Source organism: Nocardioides sp., from assembly GCF_036374615.1.
Taxonomy (GTDB): Bacteria; Actinomycetota; Actinomycetes; order Propionibacteriales; family Nocardioidaceae; genus Nocardioides.
On sequence record NZ_DASUTK010000030.1, the window covers coordinates 1 to 21,837 of the forward strand.

19 protein-coding genes are annotated in these 21,837 nt (G+C 70.2%); 14 read left to right on the top strand and 5 right to left on the bottom strand.

From position 1 onward, the window contains the following. Positions 1 to 34: 34 nt before the first annotated feature. From VFZ39_RS02375 to VFZ39_RS02390, 4 genes are read right to left on the bottom strand one after another with little or no spacing between them, the layout of a single operon-like run. Complete coding sequence (locus tag VFZ39_RS02375; RefSeq protein ID WP_330864121.1) at positions 35 to 370, bottom strand: sec-independent translocase; 336 nt, start codon at positions 368 to 370, stop codon at positions 35 to 37. Between the two features lie 18 nt (positions 371 to 388). Next, positions 389 to 1,552, bottom strand: a complete 1,164-nt coding sequence (locus VFZ39_RS02380) for an Mrp/NBP35 family ATP-binding protein (RefSeq protein WP_330864122.1) — start codon at positions 1,550 to 1,552, stop codon at positions 389 to 391. A gap of 54 nt (positions 1,553 to 1,606) precedes the next feature. After that, complete coding sequence (locus tag VFZ39_RS02385; protein WP_330864123.1) at positions 1,607 to 2,164, bottom strand: DUF1003 domain-containing protein; 558 nt, start codon at positions 2,162 to 2,164, stop codon at positions 1,607 to 1,609. Next, the gene (locus tag VFZ39_RS02390; protein WP_330864124.1) at positions 2,157 to 3,413 is read right to left on the bottom strand and encodes a magnesium transporter MgtE N-terminal domain-containing protein; all 1,257 of its coding nucleotides are present in this window, start codon (positions 3,411 to 3,413) and stop codon (positions 2,157 to 2,159) included. The genes VFZ39_RS02385 and VFZ39_RS02390 overlap by 8 nt, the downstream gene beginning before the upstream one ends. A 74-nt stretch (positions 3,414 to 3,487) precedes the next feature. Between VFZ39_RS02390 and VFZ39_RS02395 the strand changes: the two genes are divergently transcribed. The 9 genes from VFZ39_RS02395 (at position 3,488) to VFZ39_RS02435 (ending at position 14,802) form a co-directional block, all read left to right on the top strand. After that, positions 3,488 to 4,594 carry an endonuclease/exonuclease/phosphatase family protein gene (locus VFZ39_RS02395; protein ID WP_330864125.1) on the top strand — a complete coding sequence of 369 codons (1,107 nt, stop codon included), beginning with the start codon at positions 3,488 to 3,490 and terminating at the stop codon, positions 4,592 to 4,594. Further along, on the top strand, positions 4,591 to 5,496 hold the full coding sequence (locus VFZ39_RS02400) for a glycosyltransferase family 2 protein (RefSeq protein WP_330864126.1): 906 nt from the start codon (positions 4,591 to 4,593) through the stop codon (positions 5,494 to 5,496). The genes VFZ39_RS02395 and VFZ39_RS02400 overlap by 4 nt, the downstream gene beginning before the upstream one ends. A gap of 38 nt (positions 5,497 to 5,534) precedes the next feature. Continuing rightward, a complete protein-coding gene (locus VFZ39_RS02405) occupies positions 5,535 to 5,918 on the top strand; it encodes a hypothetical protein (protein WP_330864127.1) in 384 nt (127 codons plus the stop codon). A 123-nt stretch (positions 5,919 to 6,041) separates the two neighbouring features. After that, entirely contained in the window at positions 6,042 to 7,451 is a 1,410-nt protein-coding gene (locus VFZ39_RS02410) for a phospholipase D-like domain-containing protein (RefSeq protein ID WP_330864128.1), read from the top strand. A 192-nt stretch (positions 7,452 to 7,643) separates the two neighbouring features. Then, entirely contained in the window at positions 7,644 to 10,547 is a 2,904-nt protein-coding gene (locus VFZ39_RS02415) for a cutinase family protein (RefSeq protein WP_330864129.1), read from the top strand. Positions 10,548 to 10,631: 84 nt separating this feature from the next. Continuing rightward, the gene (locus tag VFZ39_RS02420) at positions 10,632 to 12,182 is read left to right on the top strand and encodes a class I SAM-dependent methyltransferase (protein ID WP_330864130.1); all 1,551 of its coding nucleotides are present in this window, start codon (positions 10,632 to 10,634) and stop codon (positions 12,180 to 12,182) included. A gap of 67 nt (positions 12,183 to 12,249) precedes the next feature. Continuing rightward, on the top strand, positions 12,250 to 13,545 hold the full coding sequence (locus tag VFZ39_RS02425) for a DUF6752 domain-containing protein (protein WP_330864131.1): 1,296 nt from the start codon (positions 12,250 to 12,252) through the stop codon (positions 13,543 to 13,545). Then, on the top strand, positions 13,542 to 13,772 hold the full coding sequence (locus tag VFZ39_RS02430; protein ID WP_330864132.1) for a hypothetical protein: 231 nt from the start codon (positions 13,542 to 13,544) through the stop codon (positions 13,770 to 13,772). Before VFZ39_RS02425 ends, VFZ39_RS02430 begins: the two co-directional genes overlap by 4 nt. Further along, positions 13,765 to 14,802 (top strand): hypothetical protein, encoded by a 1,038-nt coding sequence (locus VFZ39_RS02435; protein WP_330864133.1) that lies wholly within the window; start codon positions 13,765 to 13,767, stop codon positions 14,800 to 14,802. Before VFZ39_RS02430 ends, VFZ39_RS02435 begins: the two co-directional genes overlap by 8 nt. An 84-nt stretch (positions 14,803 to 14,886) precedes the next feature. On the opposite strand, the gene VFZ39_RS02440 is transcribed toward VFZ39_RS02435, so the two are convergent. Further along, the gene (locus VFZ39_RS02440; RefSeq protein ID WP_330864134.1) at positions 14,887 to 15,711 is read right to left on the bottom strand and encodes a hypothetical protein; all 825 of its coding nucleotides are present in this window, start codon (positions 15,709 to 15,711) and stop codon (positions 14,887 to 14,889) included. 270 nt (positions 15,712 to 15,981) lie between these two features. Here VFZ39_RS02440 and VFZ39_RS02445 point away from each other — a divergent pair, with 270 nt between their 5' ends. From VFZ39_RS02445 to VFZ39_RS02465, 5 genes are all read left to right on the top strand, one after another. Next, positions 15,982 to 17,187 carry an acyl-CoA dehydrogenase family protein gene (locus tag VFZ39_RS02445; protein ID WP_330864135.1) on the top strand — a complete coding sequence of 402 codons (1,206 nt, stop codon included), beginning with the start codon at positions 15,982 to 15,984 and terminating at the stop codon, positions 17,185 to 17,187. A 56-nt stretch (positions 17,188 to 17,243) separates the two neighbouring features. Beyond that, a complete protein-coding gene (locus tag VFZ39_RS02450) occupies positions 17,244 to 18,506 on the top strand; it encodes a glycosyltransferase family 4 protein (RefSeq protein ID WP_330864136.1) in 1,263 nt (420 codons plus the stop codon). After that, positions 18,499 to 19,536 (top strand): hypothetical protein, encoded by a 1,038-nt coding sequence (locus VFZ39_RS02455; protein ID WP_330864137.1) that lies wholly within the window; start codon positions 18,499 to 18,501, stop codon positions 19,534 to 19,536. Before VFZ39_RS02450 ends, VFZ39_RS02455 begins: the two co-directional genes overlap by 8 nt. A 176-nt stretch (positions 19,537 to 19,712) precedes the next feature. After that, positions 19,713 to 20,771, top strand: a complete 1,059-nt coding sequence (locus tag VFZ39_RS02460; protein WP_330864138.1) for a hypothetical protein — start codon at positions 19,713 to 19,715, stop codon at positions 20,769 to 20,771. A 75-nt stretch (positions 20,772 to 20,846) separates the two neighbouring features. After that, positions 20,847 to 21,755, top strand: a complete 909-nt coding sequence (locus VFZ39_RS02465) for a TylF/MycF/NovP-related O-methyltransferase (RefSeq protein WP_330864139.1) — start codon at positions 20,847 to 20,849, stop codon at positions 21,753 to 21,755. The last annotated feature ends 82 nt before the right edge of the window (positions 21,756 to 21,837 follow it).

Genomic DNA, 21,837 nt, shown 5'->3' on the forward strand with positions numbered 1-21,837 from the left:
CAGAGCGCACTCTCAGGCACACGCCGCGATGGGGTTAGGTCGCCTCGACGTCGAAGGGCGGGGCCTCGCCGCTGCTCAGCGGGCGGGACCCGCGCCGCTTGGCGGCGGCCGCCTCGGCCTCGGCCTCCTCCATGGCCTCCATGACGTGCTTGCGCACGATGGAGCGCGGGTCGAGGTCGCGGAGCTCGAGGTCCTTGAACTCGGGACCGAGCTCGTTGCGCAGCTCGTCCCGGGCGCCGGTGGCGAACACCTTCAACCGGTGCAGGAACCGGCCGGCCTGGCGTGCGAACTCCGGCAGCTTGTCCGGGCCGAAGACGATCACCGCGACCAGTGCGATGACCGTGAACTCCGGCAGCCCCACCCCGAACACGGCAGAGAACCTACCGGCTCAGAGCTGACTGCTGGGCGTGAGCCCGAGCTGGCGTCCGGCCAGACCGCGACCGCGCCCGGCGAGTCGCTCGGCGACCGACCGCAGGACGATCGCCGCCGGCGCCGTCGGGTCGGACTCGACGATCGGCTTGCCGACGTCGCCGCCCTCGCGCAGCGACAGGTCGAGCGGTACCTGGCCGAGCACCGGCACGTCGTACCCGAAGCGCTTCGAGAGCGTGGCGGCCACGCGCTCCCCGCCGCCGGTGCCGAAGACCTCGATCCGGTGCTCGGTGCCCTGCTCGGCACAGTGCGGGCACGGGAGGTAGCTCATGTTCTCCAGCACGCCGACGACCCGCTGGTGCATCATCGACGCCATCGTGCCCGCCCGCTCGGCCACCTCGGCAGCCGCTTCCTGCGGGGTGGTCACGACGAGGACCTCGGCCCCCGGCAGGTGCTGGCCCAGCGAGATGGCCATGTCGCCGGTGCCGGGCGGAAGGTCGAGCAGGAGGACGTCGAGGTCGCCCCAGTACACGTCCGCGAGCATCTGCACGAGTGCCCGGTCGAGCATCGGGCCGCGCCAGGCGACCACCTGGTCGCGCCGCGGCTTGAGCATGCCGATCGAGATCACCGAGACGCCTGAGGCGGTCGGCACCGGCATGATCATCTCTTCGACCTGGGTCGGGCGCTGGTCCGCGACGCCGAGCATCGCCGGCACGCTGTGTCCGTAGATGTCGGCGTCCACGAGCCCCACCTTGCGGCCCTGCGCCGCCATCGCCAGCGCCAGGTTGACCGTCACCGACGACTTGCCGACGCCACCCTTGCCGCTGGCGATCGCGAAGACCTGCGTGAGCGAGCCGGGCTGGGCGAACTGGATCTCGCGCTGCGCCTGGCCGCCCCGCAGCGTCTCCTGGAGGCCGGCGCGCTGCTCCGCGCTCATCACGCCGAGCTGGAGCTCCACCCCGGTGACGCCGTCGACGGCGCCGACCGCGGTCGTCACGTCGCGGTTGATGGTGTCCTTGAGGGGGCAGCCGGCGACGGTCAGCAGCACGGTCAACCGGACCAGGCCGTCGTCGGACACCTCGACCGACTCGACCATGCCGAGGTCGGTGATCGGGCGCTTGATCTCGGGATCCTGGACGGTGCCGAGTGCAGCGTTGACGCGGTCGACGAGGGAGGTACTCATGATGAGACCCAGGGTAGTTGGCAGGCGGCTGCCGGACCGACCCGCGGGTGGCCCTCAGCCGTCTGGAGTGGTCTCGGCCTCTCCGGCTGCGTCCGGGTCGCGCGCGGAGTCGGGCCGGCCCGGGTCCGCCTTGGCGGCGCGCTCGTCGAGCTCGGACAGCAACGCTCGCAGCTCCGAGCGGATGTAGTCGCGGGTCGCCACCTCGCCGATCGCCATCCGCAGCGAGGCGACCTCCCGGGCGAGGAACTCCATGTCGGCGTGCGCCCGCGCGTTGGCCTGCCGGTCGCGCTCGGCGATCACCCGGTCGCGGTCCTCCTGCCGGTTCTGTGCGAGCAGGATCAACGGCGCGGCGTACGACGCCTGGAGGCTCAGCATCAGCGTGAGGAAGATGAACGGGTAGAGATCCCAGGCGACGTCCTCCGGCGCCAGCCAGTTCCACAGCAGCCAGATCGCCACGAACCCGGTCATGTACAGCAGGAACCGGGCTGTCCCCATGAACCGCGCGAACCGCTCGGCGAACGAGCCGAACGCGTCCGCGTCGTACGTGGGGCGCCGCACCAGCGGACGCCGGACGTCCTGGGGGGTGTCCAGACGCGCTCGACGCTCAGCCATGGGTCACCGTCCCGCCGGGCTCGTGGTCGCGCCAGTTCTCCGGGAGCATGTGGTCGAGCAGGTCGTCGACCGTGACCGCGCCGAGCAGCCGGCCCGCCTCGTCGACGACGGGGCAGGCGACGAGGTTGTACGTCGCGAGGTGGGCTGCGACCTCGTCGATCGTCGCTTCGGGGCGCAGCGCGTCCAGGCTGGTGTCGATCGCCGCGGCCGCCAGCGACGAGGGCGGCTCGCGCAGCAGCCGCTGCACGTGGGCGCAGCCGAGCAGCCGCCCGGTCGGGGTCTCCAGCGGCTGGCGGCACACGTAGACCATCGCGGCCAGCGACACCGGCAGGTCGGGGTTGCGGATGTGGGCGAGCGCGTCCGCGACGGTCGCCTGCGGCCCCAGGATCACCGGCTCCGGAGTCATCATGCCGCCGGCCGTCTCCTCGGCGTACGACATCAGCCGCTTGACGTCCTCGGCGTCCTCCGACTCCATCAGCTCCAGGAGCGTCGCCGCGGTCTCCGGTGCGAGGTCGGCGATCAGGTCGGCCGCGTCGTCGGGTGACATCTCCTCCAGCACGTCGGCCGCCCGCTCGGCGTCGAGGTGATTGAGGATCTCGACCTGGTCCTCCTCGGGCAGCTCCTCCAGGACGTCGGCGAGCCGCTCGTCGTCCATGTCGGCCACGACTGCCGCGCGACGCTCGCGGGGCAGGTCGTGCAGCACCTGTGCAGCGTCGGCCGGCTTCATGTCGGACAGCTGCGCGATCAGCAGGGTCGCGCCCTGCGTCTCGTCACGGCGCGTGAGCCCCTCGACCTCGCTCCACTCCACGACGTGGGTCTGGCCACGACGGCGGAAGCGCCCGGGCTCCTGCACCGCTACCCGGGAGAGCACCCAGTCCCGGTTGCGCGCCTGCTCCATCCCAACGTCGTAGACGGTTCCCCGGACTCCCGAGCCGGGGATGGTCACCTGCCGCTCGAGCATCTGCCCGATCACGAGGGTCTCGGTCGGTCGTTGCTCGAACCGGCGCATGTTGAGCAGCCCGGTCGTGTAGACCTGACCGCTGTCGATGTTGGTGACCCGGGTCATCGGCACGAAGATCCGGCGGCGTCCGAAGACCTCGGCCACCATGCCGAGCACCCGCGGCTGATTCACCTCCGAGCGCACCGCGACCACGAGGTCGCGAACCTTGCCGACCTGGTCCCCCTGGGGGTCGAAGATCGGCAGGCCGACCAGGCGGGCGGCGTACACGCGGACGGGAGCGGTGCTCACGCGTCCAACGCTAGCGGTCACAGCACCTCCAGGACCCGTCAGCGGGCGCGCGCCGAGGTGACTACCATGGCTGCATGCCCCGCAGCCCTCGGCGCCCTCAGCCGCGCCATCTAGACTCTGAGGGCCTGCGGCTCACGACACCCTCGAAGCCCCTGTCCGTCGCGTTGCTGGGTGTCGCGCTCGTGCTGGCGGTCCTGGGAGTGGGTGTGCTCTCCGGAGGTGCGATCGGCCAGGGTTCGGCAGCGCTGAAGGCCGACCCGGTCTCGGCGAAGTCATCCGACCCGGGGGAGGTCGCCGAGGGCACGTCGTCGTCGTCAGATCCTCCGGCGAGCGAGCCGGAGGCAGCGGCTCCGGCGCGCTATCGGGTGGTCGAGGCGGTGCGCATCGAGCCCGCACCCGAGCCGAAGAAGAAGAAGCGGCTGGACCTCGCCAAGCGCGCGGAGAAGGCCCAGCAGGCCCCGCCCTCGATCCCCGACTTCGGCGTCGCGATGCTCAACATCCTCGGCAGCAACCACACCAAGGGCGGCAAGGGTGGCTTCGCCCCGGGCACGAGCCGGGCCCACAGCGCGACCCAGATGCTCCTCGCGCGCGGCGCCAGCATCATCGGGTTCTCAGAGATCCAGCGCGACCAGCTCGCCGTCTTCACCAACAACGCTCCCGGGTATGGCGTCTACCCCGGTACCGCCGTCGGCTCGGCCGGGATCCCCACCACCGTCGCGTGGGACACCGGCGTCTGGAGCCTGGTGGAGGCGCACACCGTCACGATCCCGTTCAGCGGCCAGCAGCGTCCCGCGCCCGTGGTCAAGCTCGCTCACGTCTCGACCGGTGCCGAGATCTGGGTCATGAACATCCACAACTCCCCCAACGGCATGGAGGCCGAGCGCGAGCGTGCCGAGGCGATCGAGATCGCGAAGGTCCGTGAGCTCGAGGCGACCGGCATCCCGATCATCGTCACCGGGGACTTCAACGAGAAGCAGGAAGCCCTCTGCGACTTCACCGCGACCACGCTCCAGAGCGCGGTCGGCGGCGGCTACTGCTTCCCGCCGCCGCAGCCGATGCGGGTGGACTGGATCTTCGCCTCGGAGGCATTCAGTGTGAACTCCTGGGACGTCACGCGCGCCGCCCCGGTGCCTTACATCACCGACCACGCCGCGTTGTTCGCCCGGCTGAGCCTGCGGTGAGGTTCCGCTCCACCCGGCGGAGCAGCGATCCGGAGCCGCGGCTCGCCGCGATGACCATGGTCCGCGACGAGCGGGTGATGCTGCCACGGTGGCTAGCCCACTACGGCCGGGAGTGCGGCACGGACCATCTCTACGTCATCGACGACAACACGAGCGACGGGTCCACCGAGGACCTGCCGTGCTCGGTGATCCGGATCCCCTCGTGGGGCAACAAGCATTTCGAGCAGACCCGGATGCGGATGGTGAGCCGGATCGCGGCCGGCCTCCTCGAGGCCTACGACGCCGTGCTGTTCGCTGACGCCGACGAGTTCCTCGTCGCCGATCCTGACCGGCATGAGGGCCTGGTCGACCTGCTGGCGAAGCGGCCCGACGTGCCGGTGCTCGGTGCCCAGGCGCTCAACGTGGTGCACGACCCGCAGCGCGAGCCGAGCCTCGACCCGGACCGACCTGTTCTGGGGCAACGTCGATGGGCGAAGTTCATCCCGCTCATGTGCAAGCCCGCCCTGAAACGCACGACGGCGCCGTGGGTGGCGGGGTCGCACGGCATGACGATCCCGTTCGAGATCGACCCGGACCTCTACCTGTTCCACCTGAAGTTCGCTGAACGGGATCACCTGCGCGTGACCGGTGACCACCGCAAGACGCTGGCGGACAGCGAGGGGCGAGCCGCCGCCACCACCTGGCAGTTCGCAGGCGACGACCTGGTCGACCTGCTCGACGAGATCACGCACGGCGTCGACCCCGCCGCGGTGGCGCCCTACCGGACCCGGCCGCAGGTGCTCTCGGACATCGTCCGCGAGGGCGAGGGGGGCCACTTCCGGGCCCACGGCCGTCGGCAGCACAACGCGATGCGGAACCAGCCGATGGTGTCGATCCCGGAACGATTCTGGGGTGTCGTCTGAATCGCTGTGATCGGCGTGGCCTTTGTTACCGTAGTTGCATGAGTCGTGCTGGAGTGCTCCTGCTCTGCAGCCTCCTCGGCGTCTGGCTGGGTGGCTGCGGCGAGGAGACCCCGGACGACCAGGCCGCCGTGGGGTCGACGTCGACTCCCGAGGCCAGCGTGAGCCCCTCTCAGTCCGACGTGCCCGATGGCCCGGCGTGTGCTGAGGTGTGGGTCGACGGTCAAGCGATCCCGGGCAGCTACAAGGGCTGTGTCGATGGAGACGCCTGGGTGGACGCAGAGGCCACCAGGTGCGACTCGGGACAGGTGTTGATCGTGTACGGGGACCGCTACTACGGCGCCAAGGGCGCCGTCGTGAACGACGTCGGTACGTCGCTGCAGGAGAGCGACCAGTACCGCCGGGCGGTGCGCGCCTGCGGGTGAGTGATCGAACGGGGGCCGCTGCAGCGCTGGATGCGCTCGGACCTGCGCCCTGCCCGACGAGACGATGGGATTGATGTGGGGATCAGCCAGAACGTGAAAGAACTACGCCGTTTCCTGGGACCGGTGGCAGCCACCACAGCGCTGGCGGTGACCGTCACCCTGGCGAGTGTGCCGGCGTCCGCCGCGCCGCGGGCGGAGACTGCCGTGCCCACCGTGCGGGCCACGGCGGGCGCCATCGCGGCGCCAGCCGTCCAGTCCACGCAGGCCGGGCAGGCGCTCATCTCCGCCCAGCCCGTGGCCGAGCAGAGCAAGCGGCGACCGTACTCACCGAGGAGCGGCGTCATCCACACCGACCCGCGCCGCGCCGACCGCCGCAAGCTGCTCAACCACATCATCCGGAGCATCGGAAGCACGCGGCGCAGGCAGTTCATCCGCATCATCAGCTGGAACGTCGCGAGCCCCAGCTTCGTCGACAAGCTGATCCGCGCCCACCGGCGCGGTGTGAGCGTGCGGTTGCTGATGGCGCAGGGCAAGGCCGAGGGCAACCGGGACTACGGGCAGCTCCGTCGCGCGTTGCGCGCCAAGCGACCCAAGGGGGCCCGCGTGGGCAAGCGGTACCGGAGCTGGGCACGCGCGTGCGATCGCTCGTGCCGCGGCAGGCGCGGCATCGCCCACTCCAAGATCTTCATCTTCTCCAAGGTCGGGCGCGCTCCTCGGGTCGTGATGTCGACCTCGGCCAACGCCACCGAGGTCGCTGTGAGGGACCAGTGGAACGACCTCTACACGTCGGTCGGCAGCAAGCCGATCTACCGGGGCTTCGTCAACGCATTCAACGAGTCAGCCCGTGACAAGCCTGTGGCCCGGGCGTATCGGGCGTTCCGCGGCAGGGACCTCGTGGGCTACGTCTACCCGTGGAGTGGCAAGAACGCCAAGGGCGACCGCGTGATGAGGGACTTGAAGCGGATCACGTGCAGGGGCGCACGTGGCGGAACCGGCATCAACGGTCGGACCCGGATCCGGATCGCGCAGGACGCGATCATCAACGACCGGGGCGTCGAGATCGCCAAGATCCTGCGTCGCAAGTGGGAGGCCGGCTGCAACATCCGGATCGTCTACGCCCTCATGGGCAAGCGGGCGCTGGGTATCCTGCGACACACCACGCGTGGCCGGGTCCCGATCCAGCAGATCGTGAACGACTGGACGGGTGACGGCGTCTACGACCGCTACCTCCACTCGAAGGTGCTGGCGGTCAGCGGCTGGTACGGGAACGACCGCAGCACCCGGATCTCCTGGCAGGGCTCGGAGAACTGGTCCGGTTTGGCGAAGCTGAGCGACGAGCAGGGTTTCCAGATCCGGCGCGATGGAGCCGAAGGCGTCTACGCCCGGTGGGTCGACTACCTGTTCAACAACCCGCCTCCGCCGTCGTCGTCCACGGCCACGCTCCGGTCGGCACGCTCCCGCGGCGTCGACCCCTACGCGTTGATCAAGGAGGAGCTGGGCCTGCCCGTGCGGCAGGCCGGCACCGCTCGCTGATGCCGTGACCTCTCCCGGGTCCGTGACCGCGTGAGCGGGATCGGGCCGATTCGGGGGCGGAGACCGGTGTGCCGGGTTACCATCTCTGGGACTTGTGTGACCAATGTGACTCACAGAGCCGACCCAGAGCAATGAAGGGGCGTACCCGTGCGCCGTCTGCTTCCCCCCGTCCCCCCCGTTCCGCGCACCCTCGTGACCGCCCTCGCGGTGGCCGTGGTGGTTGCTGTGGCCGGGTCGATCCTCGTCGTGCTGCCCGGCGGCTGGGGCGCCGGCGACCGTGAGCGGCCCGGGGCCGAGACGGTCGGCGCGGTGCCGGAGTGCGCCGACGCGGTGCTCGTCGCCGTTCCCGGCGCACGCCAAGTGCCCGGAGGGAGCACCAGCCCCGGTCCGACGCTGACGGCGTACGTCGAGCCCGTGGTCGCCGCGGCCGAGGCGGTGGGCCGGTCGGTGACGACCGCGGTCGTCGCGGCCGACACCCTGCCGCCGACAGCGCTGCGGGGCCGGGGCACGCCGCGTACGCCCGCCGAGAGGGCGGTGACCCGGGCGGCCTGGAAGACCTGGCGCTCCTCCGTCCCCGGCCTGGTCACGAGCATCGGGAGCACGATCGCTGCCGCCGTGGCCGCGTGTCCGGACCAGCTCGTGTACCTCGTGGGGCACTCCCAGGGGGCGGAGGCGGTGCACCGCTACCTGAACCAGGCCGATGCCTCGCTCCCGCCCCGGACGGTCGCCGTGGTGCTGGTCGGCGATCCCGCGCGCGTGTCAGGGTCGCGTGGTCGGATCATCGGCGACCCGGCCGCCCCCCGAGCTGCCGAAGGTGTGAGTGCGCGTCGATCGTGGCGGCCGACGCCAGCGGTTCCCGACCCCGACTGGCACGCCCCCTTGGTGTCCGTCTGCACCCGCGGCGACGTCGCCTGCGACCTGGGCCCGACCCGGTTCCGCACGGCACAGCAGATCCACCGGCGCTACAGCGCTGCGGCCGGCTCGGCACGCCTCGCGACGCTCGCAACCCGCCACGGCACCCGGCTCGCGTTGTGGCCCAAGCCCCTCACCGGTCAGCAGGTCGAGGGTCAGGCCGGACTCCTGATGAACCAGCGGGTGCGGGTCAAGGTGGCCGACCAGGCCAGGGCCGCGCTGCGGTTCGCGGCGACGTCGGCCTTGCCGTCGGGCCTGCGGCTCACCGCCCGCGGCGTGCTGAGCGGTACCCCGGCCCAGACCGGGACCTTCGAGGTCGGCTACACCGTGCGCAACTCGACCTCGGCTGACGTCGCGCGCAAGATGCCCGGATCGCTGACCGTGACCGTCGTAGCCGGCGCCAGGTCCGAGGTCAGCTCGGGCGGTCGGCACACCTGCCAGCTCCGCGGCAACGGCACCGTCTGGTGCTGGGGTGCCAACTTCTACGGGCAGCTCGGCACGGGTGACCACACGGGTGGACCGACGCCACGACAGGTCGGTGCAGCCACCGACTGGACCCAGGTGTCCGCCGGCGGGATGCACACCTGCGGCGTCCGCGAGAACGGGACGCTGTGGTGCTGGGGCCTCAACTACCGCGGTCAGCTGGGAACCGGGGGTCGGCAGGACAAGACCAAGCCGGTCCGGGTCGGGACGGCGAGTGACTGGGTGTCAGTGGCCAGCGGGTGGGTCCACACCTGCGCGACGCGGGCCGACGGGTCCGCCTGGTGCTGGGGGGACAACGACTACGGCCAGCTGGGTGCCGGCTCCCAGAAGGACCAGTACCTCCCGGTCAGGGTGAGGCGCGGCCTGGTCTGGAGCGAGATAGCCGCGGGCGGGTGGCACACGTGCGGTGTCACGCAGGCCGGAGCGGCGTACTGCTGGGGGCGCAACATCAAGGGTCAGCTCGGCGACGGCACGGACACGGTCCGGATCAACCCGGCCCGGGTGGGCGACGCCTCGGACTGGGTGACAGTGCAGCCCGCCTGGACGCACACCTGCGGTCTCAAGGTCAGTGGCGCGCTCCTCTGCTGGGGCGGCAACGAGGGTGGGCAGCTCGGGGGCAGCAACGGCTTCGGCGGGTCGCCGACCCCGCAACCGTTGCCGGGAGAACGTCTCTGGTCGGCCGTCGACACCGGCGTGAACTTCTCGTGCGCCCTCGACACCGACCGCCGGCTGTGGTGCTGGGGCACCGGCCGGTTCGGACAGCTGGGCGACACGGAGCGGACGAACGACCCGGTCCCCATGTTCGAGGACCGGCAGTGGTCCCAGCTCGAGCTCGGCTGGCTGTTCGGGTGCGGGCTGGCCGACGCCTCCTCGACACCGTCGTGCTGGGGGACCGACGAGACCGGTGAGCTCGGGCCGACCGGCACGCGCCCGAGTCCGCGCGGCGCGGCCACGTCCTCGGACGGGTTCGGCTTCACTCTGGTCTCCTTCAACGTGCTCGGCAGCAACCACACCTCGCCGCGCAAGGATGCCGGCGAGTTCAGCCCGGCGCGGATCCGGTCGGAGTGGAGCATCGACCACCTGCGGTCCGTCCGAGCCGGCATCGTCGGCTTCCAGGAGCTCCAGCGCGACCAGCTCGGGTGGTTCACCCAGGGCGCCGGCTCGCGGTACGCCGTGTGGCCCGGGGACAGCCAGGGCGGCCGCGGCCTGCAGACCACGATCGCCTGGCGCAGGGACGTGTGGCGTCGGGTCGCCCAGGACCTGGTGCCGATCCCGTTCATCGCCCAGACCCGGTACATGCCTCTCGTGCAGCTCCAGCACCGCGCGACCGGCCGCAAGATCTGGGTGATGAACATCCACAACGCGCCTCAGGACCACCAGTCGCAGCGCAACACGGCCGTCCGACGCGAGATCAAGCGGCTCAAGCGGGTCGTGGGCAGGGGCCAGCCGGTGTTCCTCCTCGGCGACTTCAACGAGCGTCAGCGAGCGTTCTGCGAGATCACCGGCAAGCTCGGCCTGGTCGCGCCGCGCGGCGGCAGCTACTCCGGCGGCCGGTGCTACCCCCCGAGCGGCAAGCTGCGGGTCGACTGGATCTACGGCAGCAAGGACGTGGCCTTCTCCCGCTACCGCGAGGACCGCACCCCGCTGGTGAAGCTCATGACCGACCACGCCGTGCTCCGGGTGAGGGTGCGCGTCCCCTGACCTGTCCGGTCCGGTCGTGGTCGGACGTGGCAGGCTGTGCGCGAGCACGGCAGGAGCACCGACGGGCCGGGAGGTGCGGGAAGGGTGGCAGTGAAGGTTCGCGCCGACCAGGACGGCATCACCGTACCGTCGCGGACGGCCGGGGCCTTCGACGTCCTGTTCGACGGAGAACCCGTCTGGTCGTTCACGCTCGACGGCACCAACCGCGCTCGGCACCTGGTGCGCTGGCCGCGCGCGCTGCGGCGCTGGCTCGACGGGTACGCCGACATCACGCTGCGCGAGGTGGGGCCCGCTGACGGCAGCGAGCCCCGGACGATCGACGTCGGCCGGGTCCGGTTCGGCTCCGGTGAGGGGCAGATCCGGTTGGTCGACTCCGAGGGTCGTCCGGTCGTGATCGACAAGTGGGGCATCATGCAGCGGCCCTTCGCCAGCCGCGGTGCGGAGGTCACCCGGGAGCTGGGGGAGCGCACCCGACAGGTGATCCAGATCCTGCACGAGGACTGCGGCATCGACGCGTGGTTGGCGTTCGGCACGCTGCTCGGCGCTGCACGTGCCGGCAAGGCGATCGGGCACGACTCCGACTCCGATCTGCTGTACCTGAGTGAGAAAGGGACCCCGGCGGAGATCAACCGGGAGATCTACGACATCCAGCGAGCCTTCGCGCGGCGCGGGCTCGCCACGACCTTGAAGTCCGGCAGCTTCGTCACAGTCCTGTTCCCCGGACCGGACGGCGCGCCGCTCGGGATCGACGTGTACGCCTGCTTCTACGTCGACGGCGTGCTTCACGAGACCGCGACACTGCGCGAGCCGATCCCGCGAGAGGCGATCCTGCCCCTGGCGACGATCGAGTTCGAGGGGCTTGAGCTTCCCGCGCCTGCCCAGCCCGACGTGCTGCTCGCGGCGTCGTACGGTCCCGGCTGGCGGGTCCCGGACCCCTCCTTCCGGCACGAGCCGGACAAGGGCACCATCGCCCGGTTCGATGGCTGGTTCGGCAACATGATGACGGCCCGGCGCGGGTGGGAGGCGTGGTGGAACCACCACCAGGAGCTCGCGCCGGCATCGGAGCTGGCGGAGCGTGTGATGGCCGACCACGCCGAGCCGGTGAGCGTGCTGGAGGTCGGAGCCGGCAACGGCTCCGATGCCGTCGCCCTCGGGATGCGTGGCCACCGGGTCAACGCCTTCGACTTCGCGCGGCACTCGTTCGGGGCGGCGAACCGTCGCACCCGCGCCGATGGCCTGCCGCTCCACTTCGGCGTGAGCAACCTGTACGACCTGCGGGACGTCATGACGCTCGGGGCGCTGCAGCTGCGTCGACCGCGGCCGCCGCGCGTGTTCCTCGCCCGGTTCGTGCTCGGTTCATTCCAGGCCCGGGGACTCGAGGCGTTCTGGCGGCTGATGGGAATGGTGCTGCGTGAAGGGGGCCGGGCCTACCTCGAGTTCACCGACGAGCCCGACCCCGAGCGCGACAACCCGCAGCGGCTCTATCCGCTGCGTTTCCTCGTCGACCCCGACGACGTACGCCGTCGGGTAGAGGAAGCCGGTGGGCGAGTGGTCCTCGCGGACCGGGCGACACGCCCGGCCCCCGACCTCGGCCGACACCGACCGTCGTGGCACCTGGTCGCGGAGTGGGCATGAGCACCCCACGCAATCGCGGGCCTCTGCCGCCGCGCTCCTCCATCCCCCCATTCCGTGGGGACTCCACATGACCCAGCGCGTCTATCTCCACGTCGGGAGCCCGAAGTCGGGCACGACCTACCTGCAGCGCGTCCTGCGGCACAACCAGCAGCGGCTGGCCGACCAAGGCGTTCTCGTCGCGGGGCGCACCCACGGTGATCTCGTGCACGCGGGGTTCGTGGTTCGGGAGGACCGACGGCTGGCCAAGCTCCCCGAGCGGGCGTCGCGGGCCTGGGACCGACTGGTCGAGGAGGTCCGGGCGTTCCCGGGTCACAGCGCGATCATCAGCTACGAGCTGTTCTCAGCGGCGAGGCGGCGGCAGGCGGCTCAGGCGATCGCGAGCCTCGACGGGTGCGAGGTCCACGTCGTCATCACCTGCCGCGACCTCGGTCGAGCGGTGCCGTCGGCGTGGCAGGAGCGCCTCAAGTTCGCGTTGACCGTGCCGCTCGAGGAGTGGCGGCCGCCTCCGGAGTCGAAGGGACCCCGGGCAGAGTGGGGCTGGCGCACCATGGACCCCGCCTCGGTCGCCCAGCGCTGGGGGGCGGACCTGCCACCGGAGCAGGTCCACATCGTCACCGCCCCCCGACGGGGGGCGCCACCCCGGGTGCTCTGGGACCGCTTCGCCGAGGCGTGCTCCCTCCAGGACGTGGCCGTCGACCTCGACGTCCCACTCGCGAACGAATCGCTCGGCATCGCAGCAGCGGAGGTACTGCGCATCGTGAACGAACAGGATCTCGGACCCATCCGCGGCGCGCGGGAGCAGAGTCGGTGGTTGCGCGACACGCTCGCGCACCGGGTGCTCGCACCGCTCGACGACGAGCCGATGGGGATCACCGACGCCCAGCTCGCCGAGGCAGAGCAACGCGCGCGCGACGCGGTCGCCACCATCCGGCGCTCCGGGTGGTCGGTCCACGGCGATCTCGACGACCTCAGCGCCACCCGCGCCGAGGACGCCAGGATGCCGAGCGAGGTGCCGGCCGAGGAGCTGCTCGACGTCGCCGTCCGCGCGATCGTCGAGCTCCTGCTCGAGCTGAGGGAGGCTCGCACGCCGCCTGCCGCCGGGCGGGCCACGGTGGCGGCGACGCCGCCGGCGCTGCGCGGCTCGGTCGTCGTGGACGTCGCGGGCCGCCGCAGCCGGCCGCTCATCGACGCGCTCAGCGAGCGGCTCGACGTGCTCGAGAAGCAGCTGCAGGAGGGACGCCGGCTCCAGGAGCGGGTGGCCGCGCTGCACGACCTCGTCACCGAGCTGCTCGTCCCGGCCGACCACCAGGACACCGAGCTGCTCACCCAGGCATTGCGCGCCTACCGTCGGGACAGCCTGTGAGGGCCCAGGAGGCGGCCCTCGCACTGCTCCGCTGGCGGTTGATCCGGGTGCAGGCGATCGCCGAGCTGGTTGAGCGGGTCGACGAGCTCGAGAGCGGGGTGCCGGAGCATCGGCGGCAGGCCCCCGCCCTCACCCGGGTCGTCGAGGAGCTCGAAGGAGAAGTGATGCGTCTCGCGGCGGCCCGGCTCGAGGAACCGGCGGTGGACCCGAACGGGCGCCATGGCTGAGCGGGTGGTCGTGCACGTGGGTCTGATGAAGTCGGGTACCAGCTTCATTCAGCAGGTGCTGCACCACAACCGCCGCGCCCTGCGGAGCCACGGTGTGCTGTTCCCCAGTCCCTGGCGTCGTCAGGTGCAGGCGGTGAGGGACGTCATCGCGCACGGCGACGGGGAGCAGCAGCCTCCGCTCGCGGAGGACGGCCCGTGGCGGAGCCTGATGGCCGACATCGATGCCTGGCCCGGGACGGTCGTGCTGTCCATGGAGTTTCTCGGCCCGCGGGGACCAGGGAAGGCCCGGCAGATCCTCGCTGACCTAGCGCCTGCCCGGGTGGAGGTGGTCATCTCGGTACGGGACCTGGCCCGCACGATCCCCGCGATGTGGCAGGAGCAGGTCCAGAACCAAGGGACCCGGACCTGGGCGGACTACCTCACGGGGGTGCGGGACGAGGACCGCACGTCCCGAGGTCCCGGTCGCTCCTTCTGGTTCCGTCAGGACGCACCGCGGATCACCCGGGTCTGGCAGGACGCTGCGGGCCGGGAGAACGTGGCCCTGGTCACCGTGCCGCCGCCGGGTGCCCCCCCGTCTGTGCTGTGGGAGCGTTTCGCGTCCGTGCTGGGCATCGACTCCACGGACATCGACTTGGAGGTGCCGTCCAACCCTTCGCTCGGGCTCGCGGCCCTCCTCGTTCTCCGCCAGCTGAACGAGCGGCTCGCGGCTCGGGAGAAGCCGTTGGATCCGGGCCAGTACGAGCGCGTGGTCAAGCAGCTGCTGGCCAAGCGCGGTCTGGCGAACCGGGCAGGAGACACCCGGCTGGGCTATCGGGCCGACTGGGTCGCAGCTCGGGGTGACCAGGACATCGAGCGTCTCCGGCTCCTGGGCCCGCGCGTGGTGGGGGATCTCGAGGATCTGCGGTGTACTCCCGTCGAGGGGCGAGAGCCGGACGAGGTCGAGGCCGACCAACAACTGGAGGCCGCCCTTGACGGCCTCGAGTTCCTCGTGGATCAGCTCACCCAGCGCCGTGCCGCGCGACAGAGGTGAGGCCGTAGCGGCGGCCGCGTGACACCGCACCGGCGCCAGGACCGGGGTCGCGTGGCCCGGACCCGGTTCGACGCCGAGCGCGGATCAGCAGGCGCCGGCGTACGTCCCCCGCTTCAGCCTGGGGGCCTTGATCGACTTCCGGTTCGGGCTCTTCAGCGAGAAGTACCGGACCGTGTCGACCTGCAGCCGGCTCAGGTTCATGGTCGTGTTCGGAACCGCCTTCAGCTCCAGACGAAGCGCCAGCGGCACTCCGGACAGCGCGGCATCCCGGCGCTCCGTGGCCCGCACCTTGCCGTCGACGAACCAGGAGATCCGCCGCGGAGTCACCTCGACGCCGTAGGTGTGCCAGTAATCGTTGGAAAGGTTGACCTTGTGTCGCGCCTTGGTGAACGCGTTGTCGGGGAGCGTCCTCGCATAGAACCGCATCGTGGAGCCGGTGGGCCGGTAGCTGGCCAACCCGATGTTGCGGGCCCCACAGTGCTGCGCGGCACTACCGGCCGGGATCAGTTCGGCGACGACCGTGAAGTCGGCGTTGCCCGTCTCGATCCGCTTGCCTCGAAGTCGGATCTCCCAACGTCCGCGGTCGTGCGCGTGTCGACGGAGGATGGCGCCGGTGCTGCCCTGGCGATCGCTCATGATCGTGAACATGCCGTTCTGAGTGCGCACGTCGGCCTCGGCGCCCCCTGTCCCGTACGTTTCGTAGTACTTGGGCAGGCCCTCGTTGAAGTGGTCGACGTGGGAGATCGGATACCACCAGTACTCGTAGGCAGCGAACTTCTTGCCGGGCACGGTGGACTGGTCGGGCTGCGCCTGCGACGCACCGAGGGGGAGCAGGAGCACCCCCGCGATCACGACGAGAGCGGCGGTGCGGACAGAGCGACGCATGGTGCGGAGGGGGGACACGGGCATGGGTATCATCCGTCTCAAGAAGCCGGAGGCTGGCTCCGGACAGCCGGGGGGATCGCCATTATCACACTGACGACGGCGATGCGCTCAAGTTCTGGCGGGTTCTGATGCACCCGAGCACCCGGCTTCGGCACTGAGAGCAACGGTCGTCCGGGCCAGGCACCGTGCTCCCGGCAGACCGCGCGCAGTGCGTAGTCTCACACCGGACGAAGGCGTCGACGTGCCGTGCCCGACAGTAGCCTGATGGCGCGCCGACACACGAAGGGAACTGCCATGGGCCGCTTGTGCCAGACCGAGGGCCTCACCGAGGACCAGCAGGAGATCCTCAAGGCGGTCCGTACGTTCGTCGAGGAGAAGATCCTCCCGGTCGCGACCGAGCTCGAGCACGCGGACGAGTACCCCACCGAGATCGTCGAGGGCCTCAAGGAGCTCGGCATCTTCGGGCTGATGATCCCCGAGGAGTACGACGGGCTGGGCGAGTCGCTGCTCACCTACGCCCTGTGCGTCGAGGAGATCGCCCGCGGCTGGATGAGCGTGTCAGGCGTGATCAACACTCACTTCATCGTCGCCTACATGCTGATGCGCCACGGCACCGAGGAGCAGAAGCAGAAGTACCTCCCGCGGCTGGCCACCGGCGAGGTCCGGGGCGCGTTCTCGATGTCCGAGCCGGGACTCGGCTCCGACGTCGCCGCGGTCAAGACCAAGGCAACGCGCGTCTCGGACGGCGAGGGCGACGGCTACGAGATCACCGGCCAGAAGATGTGGCTGACCAACGGAGGTTCGTCGAACCTGGTGGCGGTGCTGGCCAGGACCGACGAAGGGGCCGCCTCGGTCTACAAGAACCTGACCACGTTCCTCGTCGACAAGGAGCCCGGCTTCGGCGAGGTGGCCCCGGGCCTGACCGTGCCCGGCAAGATCGACAAGATGGGGTACAAGGGCATCGACACCACGGAGATGGTGTTCGACCGGCACCGGATCGGAGCTGGTCAGGTACTCGGAGACGCGCCCGGCCAGGGCTTCTACCAGATGATGGACGGCGTGGAGGTCGGTCGCGTCAATGTCGCTGCGCGCGCGTGCGGCATCGCCAACCGCGCCTTCGAGCTCGGCGTCGCATACGCGCAGCAGCGTGAGACGTTCGGCAAGCCGATCGCGCAGCACCAGGCGATCCTGTTCCGGATCGCCGAGATGGCCACCAAGGTCGAGACCGCCCACTCCATGATGGTCCGCGCCGCCCGGCAGAAGGACTCCGGTGAGCGCAACGACGTCGAGGCGGGCATGGCGAAGATGGTGGCCAGCGAGTACTGCAACGAGGTCGTCGAGGCGTCGTTCCGGATCCACGGCGGCTACGGGTACTCCAGGGAGTACGAGATCGAGCGGCTCTACCGTGAGGCGGCCTTCATGCTGATCGGCGAAGGCACCACGGACATCCAGAAGATGATCATCGGCCGCCGGATGCTGGAGGACTACGCCGCGCGATGAGGACGGCCGCGGTGTGGTTATGGTTTCCGCGAGCACCCAGCTGACGAGGAACCCCCATGAACCTGCTCCCCGGCCGACCTCCCCGTGTGACGTTCCTGACCTTCAACGTCAATGGGATCGGCGGGATCGCCCGTGTCGTGATCAATGTGGCGAACGCACTGTCAAGAACTCACGAGGTCGAGATCCTCAGCATTCTCCGGTCGAATCCGACGAGCACGTTCCCCATCGACGAGGGTGTGAAGGTGAGCACCCTCTTCGACGCCACGCGAGCGGGGGTACGTCGACGCAACCAGAACCGTGCGAGTCGAGGAGCCGTCTTGTCCGCCATGCCCGCCGCGGACCCGGTGCTCAGTCGGGAACCGAAGGTGAACGCGCTGATCGAACAACGACTTCAGCGCCGGCTGGCCACGACGGATGCCGATGTCGTCATCTCCACCCGACCTTCGCTCCACTGGGCCGCGGTAGCGATGACGAGGCCGAACGTCGGGCTCATCGGGTGGGACCATCTCAACTTCCCGACCCGCTATGAGAATGCCCGCATGGGACGGCTCCTCGACGAGGTTGTTCCGCAGCTCGATGCCTGGGTCACGCTCACCGAGGAGGATCGCAAGGACTACCTCTCGCGGCTGGGTGGGCAGGCCCCACGTATCGAGGTCCTCAGGAACTCGTCGGGCTGGGTCGCGCCGGTCGAACGTCCAGCCCGCCGCGCCCGCGTCGTCGTCGGGGCAGGTCGCCTCGAGCATCGCAAGGGCTTCGACCGTGCCATCGAGGCATGGCGTCCGCTGGCGGTGTCGCACCCGGACTGGCAGCTGCACATCTACGGATCCGGACCTCTGGAGCGTGAGCTCCGGGAGCACGTGGCCGCGGCAGGGCTGCAGGACGTGGTCCGCTTGATGGGGTACACGAAGGACTTCAAGCAGGTCCTGGCGCATGCAGACGCATTCCTGATGACGTCGAGGGCCGAGGGGTTCCCGATGGTCCTCGTCGAGGCGATGAGCCAGGGCACGCCGATCGTCACCATGGACTGTCCACGTGGACCTGCGGAGATCGTCACCACGGGGCGCAACGGTGTGCTCGTCGACGACGGGGACATCCCGGGAGTCACCGCTGCCCTCGACAAGCTGCTGAACGATGACGAGCTGCGTCGGCGCATGGGGGAGCAGGCGATGGACGACTCCCGCGAGTACCAGATGGAGCACATCGTGGCTCGCTGGGGTGAGTTGATCGATGCCGTCAGCCGACCCAGCGCAGGACGACGCGCGGTGCGACGAGCAGTGGCGCGTCCCGTCCACGCCCTGAGGCGACTCCGCCATGGCTGAGCGGGTCTTCCTGCACATCGGCGGTCCCAAGTGCGGAACCACGTACCTGCAGACGGTGTTGTGGTCCAGCCGGGACCGCCTCGCTGAAGCCGGTGTTCTGCTCCCCGGCACGACCATGTTCCACCACAACGTCGCTGCGACCTGGGCAAGAACGCCGCGACCGCGGCCGCGCGGCGCGCGGGTGTGGCAACGGATGCTGGCGCAGGTCGAGGCACACCCAGGCACGGCCGTCTACAGCAACGAGTGGTTCACGATGGCCGACGCGGCCGGTGCCTCGAAAGTCCTCGAGGCCTTCGGTGACGCCGAGGTGCACGTGGTGTTCACCGCCCGTGACCTGCTGGGCGTGGTGCCGGCGGCCTGGCAGGAGAAGCTGAAGCTCGGCCACGGCGGCTCGCTCGGCGAGTTCGTCGATGGACTAGCCGATCCGGGTCAGCGGTGGTGCTGGTGGACACTGGACCCGGCGGAGGTGCTGCAACGGTGGGCCCTGCCGCCTGAGCGGATCCATGTGGTGACGCTCCCGGCGGAACGAGGCCGCCCGACCGAGCTGTGGGAGCGATTCGCCAGCGTGATCGGCATACCTGACGGTGTCGCCGACCTGGACGCCGCTCGGCCCAATGAGTCGGTCGGCGTGGTCAGCGCACGTCTGCTTCAGGACCTCGGACCCCGGCTTCGGGAAGCGATCGACCACGACGACGCCACCTGGCAGGAGCCGTACCGCTGGTTGCGGCGCTACGTCTCGCACGAGCTGCTGGTGCCGCGCGGCGGCGCGCCGATCCGGCTGGACGACGACCGCTGGCGGCAGGTGCGGGAACGGACGATGGCCTCGGTCGAGTGGCTACGCTCGGCCGGCCACGACGTGGTCGGCTCCCTTGACGACCTGACGGCGCTCGAGCCGGATCCGCGGGCGGTGAGCCCCGAGAGCGTCACCGACGCCGAGCTGCTGGAAGCGTCGTACGACCTGTGTGCCGCGCTCCTCGGACAGCTGCGTCGTACGGCCGACACCGACGCTCACGTGCCTGGGACGCTTTAGTGCCGTGTGCACGCGACTAGCCGCGCGGTACTGGGCTTGTGACAGAATCCGCCAACGTGAACCCGCGTCCCCTGTACCTACACGTCGGGACACGTAAATCTGGCACCAGCGCGTTGCAGAGCGCGCTGAGAGCCTCTCGCCCAGCCCTGCTCCAGCAGGGAGTCAACCACCCCTTCATGTCCCGACCGCACCATGTGGCGAAGGTGCTGGAGCCGCTGCTCGCGCTCCAGGCCGGTGATCGGGAGACGGGCCGCAAGGGACTCCGGCGGCTCGTGCGTTCGCTCCGCAAGGAACCCGGGGACCGGCTGCTGGTCACCTTGGAGGACCTCGCGGAGGTACCCGAGGAGCCCGCCGCGGAGCTGCTCACCGCGCTCTCGGAGGACTTCGAGGTTCACACGGTCCTCACCGCCCGCGACTGGTCCCTGCAGATCCCGTCGGAGTGGCAGCAGCTGGTCAAGTCCAAGCTGACGACGCCCTACGGCGACTTCGTGACGGCCGTGCGCGCTCATCGGCCGGAAGCCGCGCCGTTCTGGCTACGTCAGTACCTCCCGGACATAGCGACGCGGTGGAGCCAGGGCCTGTCACCCGGACGACTCCATGTCATCGCAGTGCCCTCACACACCCGGGACCCGAATGGGATCTTTCGACTCTTCGGCGATCTCGTCGGCTTCGACATCGGGACCCTGGAGATCGACAGGGAGCGTTCGAACATGTCACTCGGCTACGAGCAGGTCGAGACGCTACGTCTGGTCAACGCCGCACTCGGTGACCGGCTTGCCGACGTGCGTACGGAGTACCGCGCAGTCGTCCGTCCGTTGCTGATCAACGGCGCTCTGCGTCGGCAGGAGCCGACACGGAGGCTGAGCCTGCCCGCGGAACACTTTGCATGGGTAGACGCGCTGTCGCGGGTGATGGTCGAGGAGCTGCGTACGGCCGGGCACGACCTCCTGGGTGAGCCGGAGGACCTGGTCCCGGTCGCGAGCGGCGCCGAGGTCGACCTCGACGTCGACGCCGACAGCGTCGCGCGCGTCGCCGTCCAGGCGCTGGCCGACGTCATGGTCCGCAGCCACCAGCTCACAGTGGCGCGCACCAGCGCTCCCGCGCAGGAGTTGGCGAAGGCAGGCAGCCCAGACGCGGCCCCCATTCCTTCTCCGACCGCTCGCTCACGCCGCGCGTCGGCACTGATGCGTCGCGTCGCCCGCAGGACCAAGCGCCTGGTCACGCGCCCTCGTTGAGGGCTGAGGGTGGCGGTCCGTGTCCACCGCCAGGGTCGCGCGGCGCGCTGATTCGGCCAAGATTAGGGTGGGACGATGAGCAGACAGGGCAGTCACCTCAAGTCACGTATCAACGCGCTGCTGGGGGACCTCACGGGCTATCAGCTGCACCGACGCCAGTCCGATCTCGCCTTGGCCGAGGCGGGCACGGCCGGGGCACGCAAGACCGGGCCACGCAAGGCCGGGGCGAGCAAGACCGAGGCACGCAAGGCCGACGCGGCGAGGACGGATCAAGGGCCAGGCCCGGATGCGGCTCGCGCCGAGAGAGTGCCGGCGCACTTCGACAAGGACGCGATCGAGCTGATCCGAAAGGTGAGGCCCCGAACCATGACCTCACCGATCAAGCTCTTCGCATTGATCCAGTCCGTCCGCTACGCGGTCGCTGCTCAGCTGCCGGGTGACATCGTCGAGTGTGGTGTGTGGCGGGGTGGGTCGATGCAGGCGGTGGCGTGGGCCCTCGAGGCGGCCGGAGACACCGAGCGTGACCTCTACCTCTTCGACACGTTCGAGGGGATGCCACCCCCGACGTCTCACGACCGACGCACTCGTGACGGGTCGACCGCCGCGGACCTCATGCAGCGGCACGACACGAGCCACCCGGTGTGGGCCGTCGCCGGCCTTGATGACGTCATCGAGGGCATGGCGGAGACGAACTATCCCGAGCAGCGGGTGCACATGGTGAAGGGGCTGGTCGAAGACACGATTCCCACGGAGGCGCCGGAACAGATCGCCATCCTCAGACTCGACACGGACTGGTACGCCTCGACGCGCCACGAGCTCGAGCACCTCTACCCTCGTCTGGTGCCGGGCGGGGTCCTGATCCTCGACGACTATGGTCACTGGGAGGGTGCCCGCAAGGCCACTGAGGAGTACCTGTCGTCCATCAAGGACGAACTGCTCCTGCTGCCGATGGCGACAGGCCGGATCGCGGTCAAGCCCGGCTGACGAGGAGCGGACGCCACACGCCGTCGCGGCCGGGTGGGCTCGGTCGGGGTGGCGCATATTCAGGTCGCCCCAGCACCCAGTC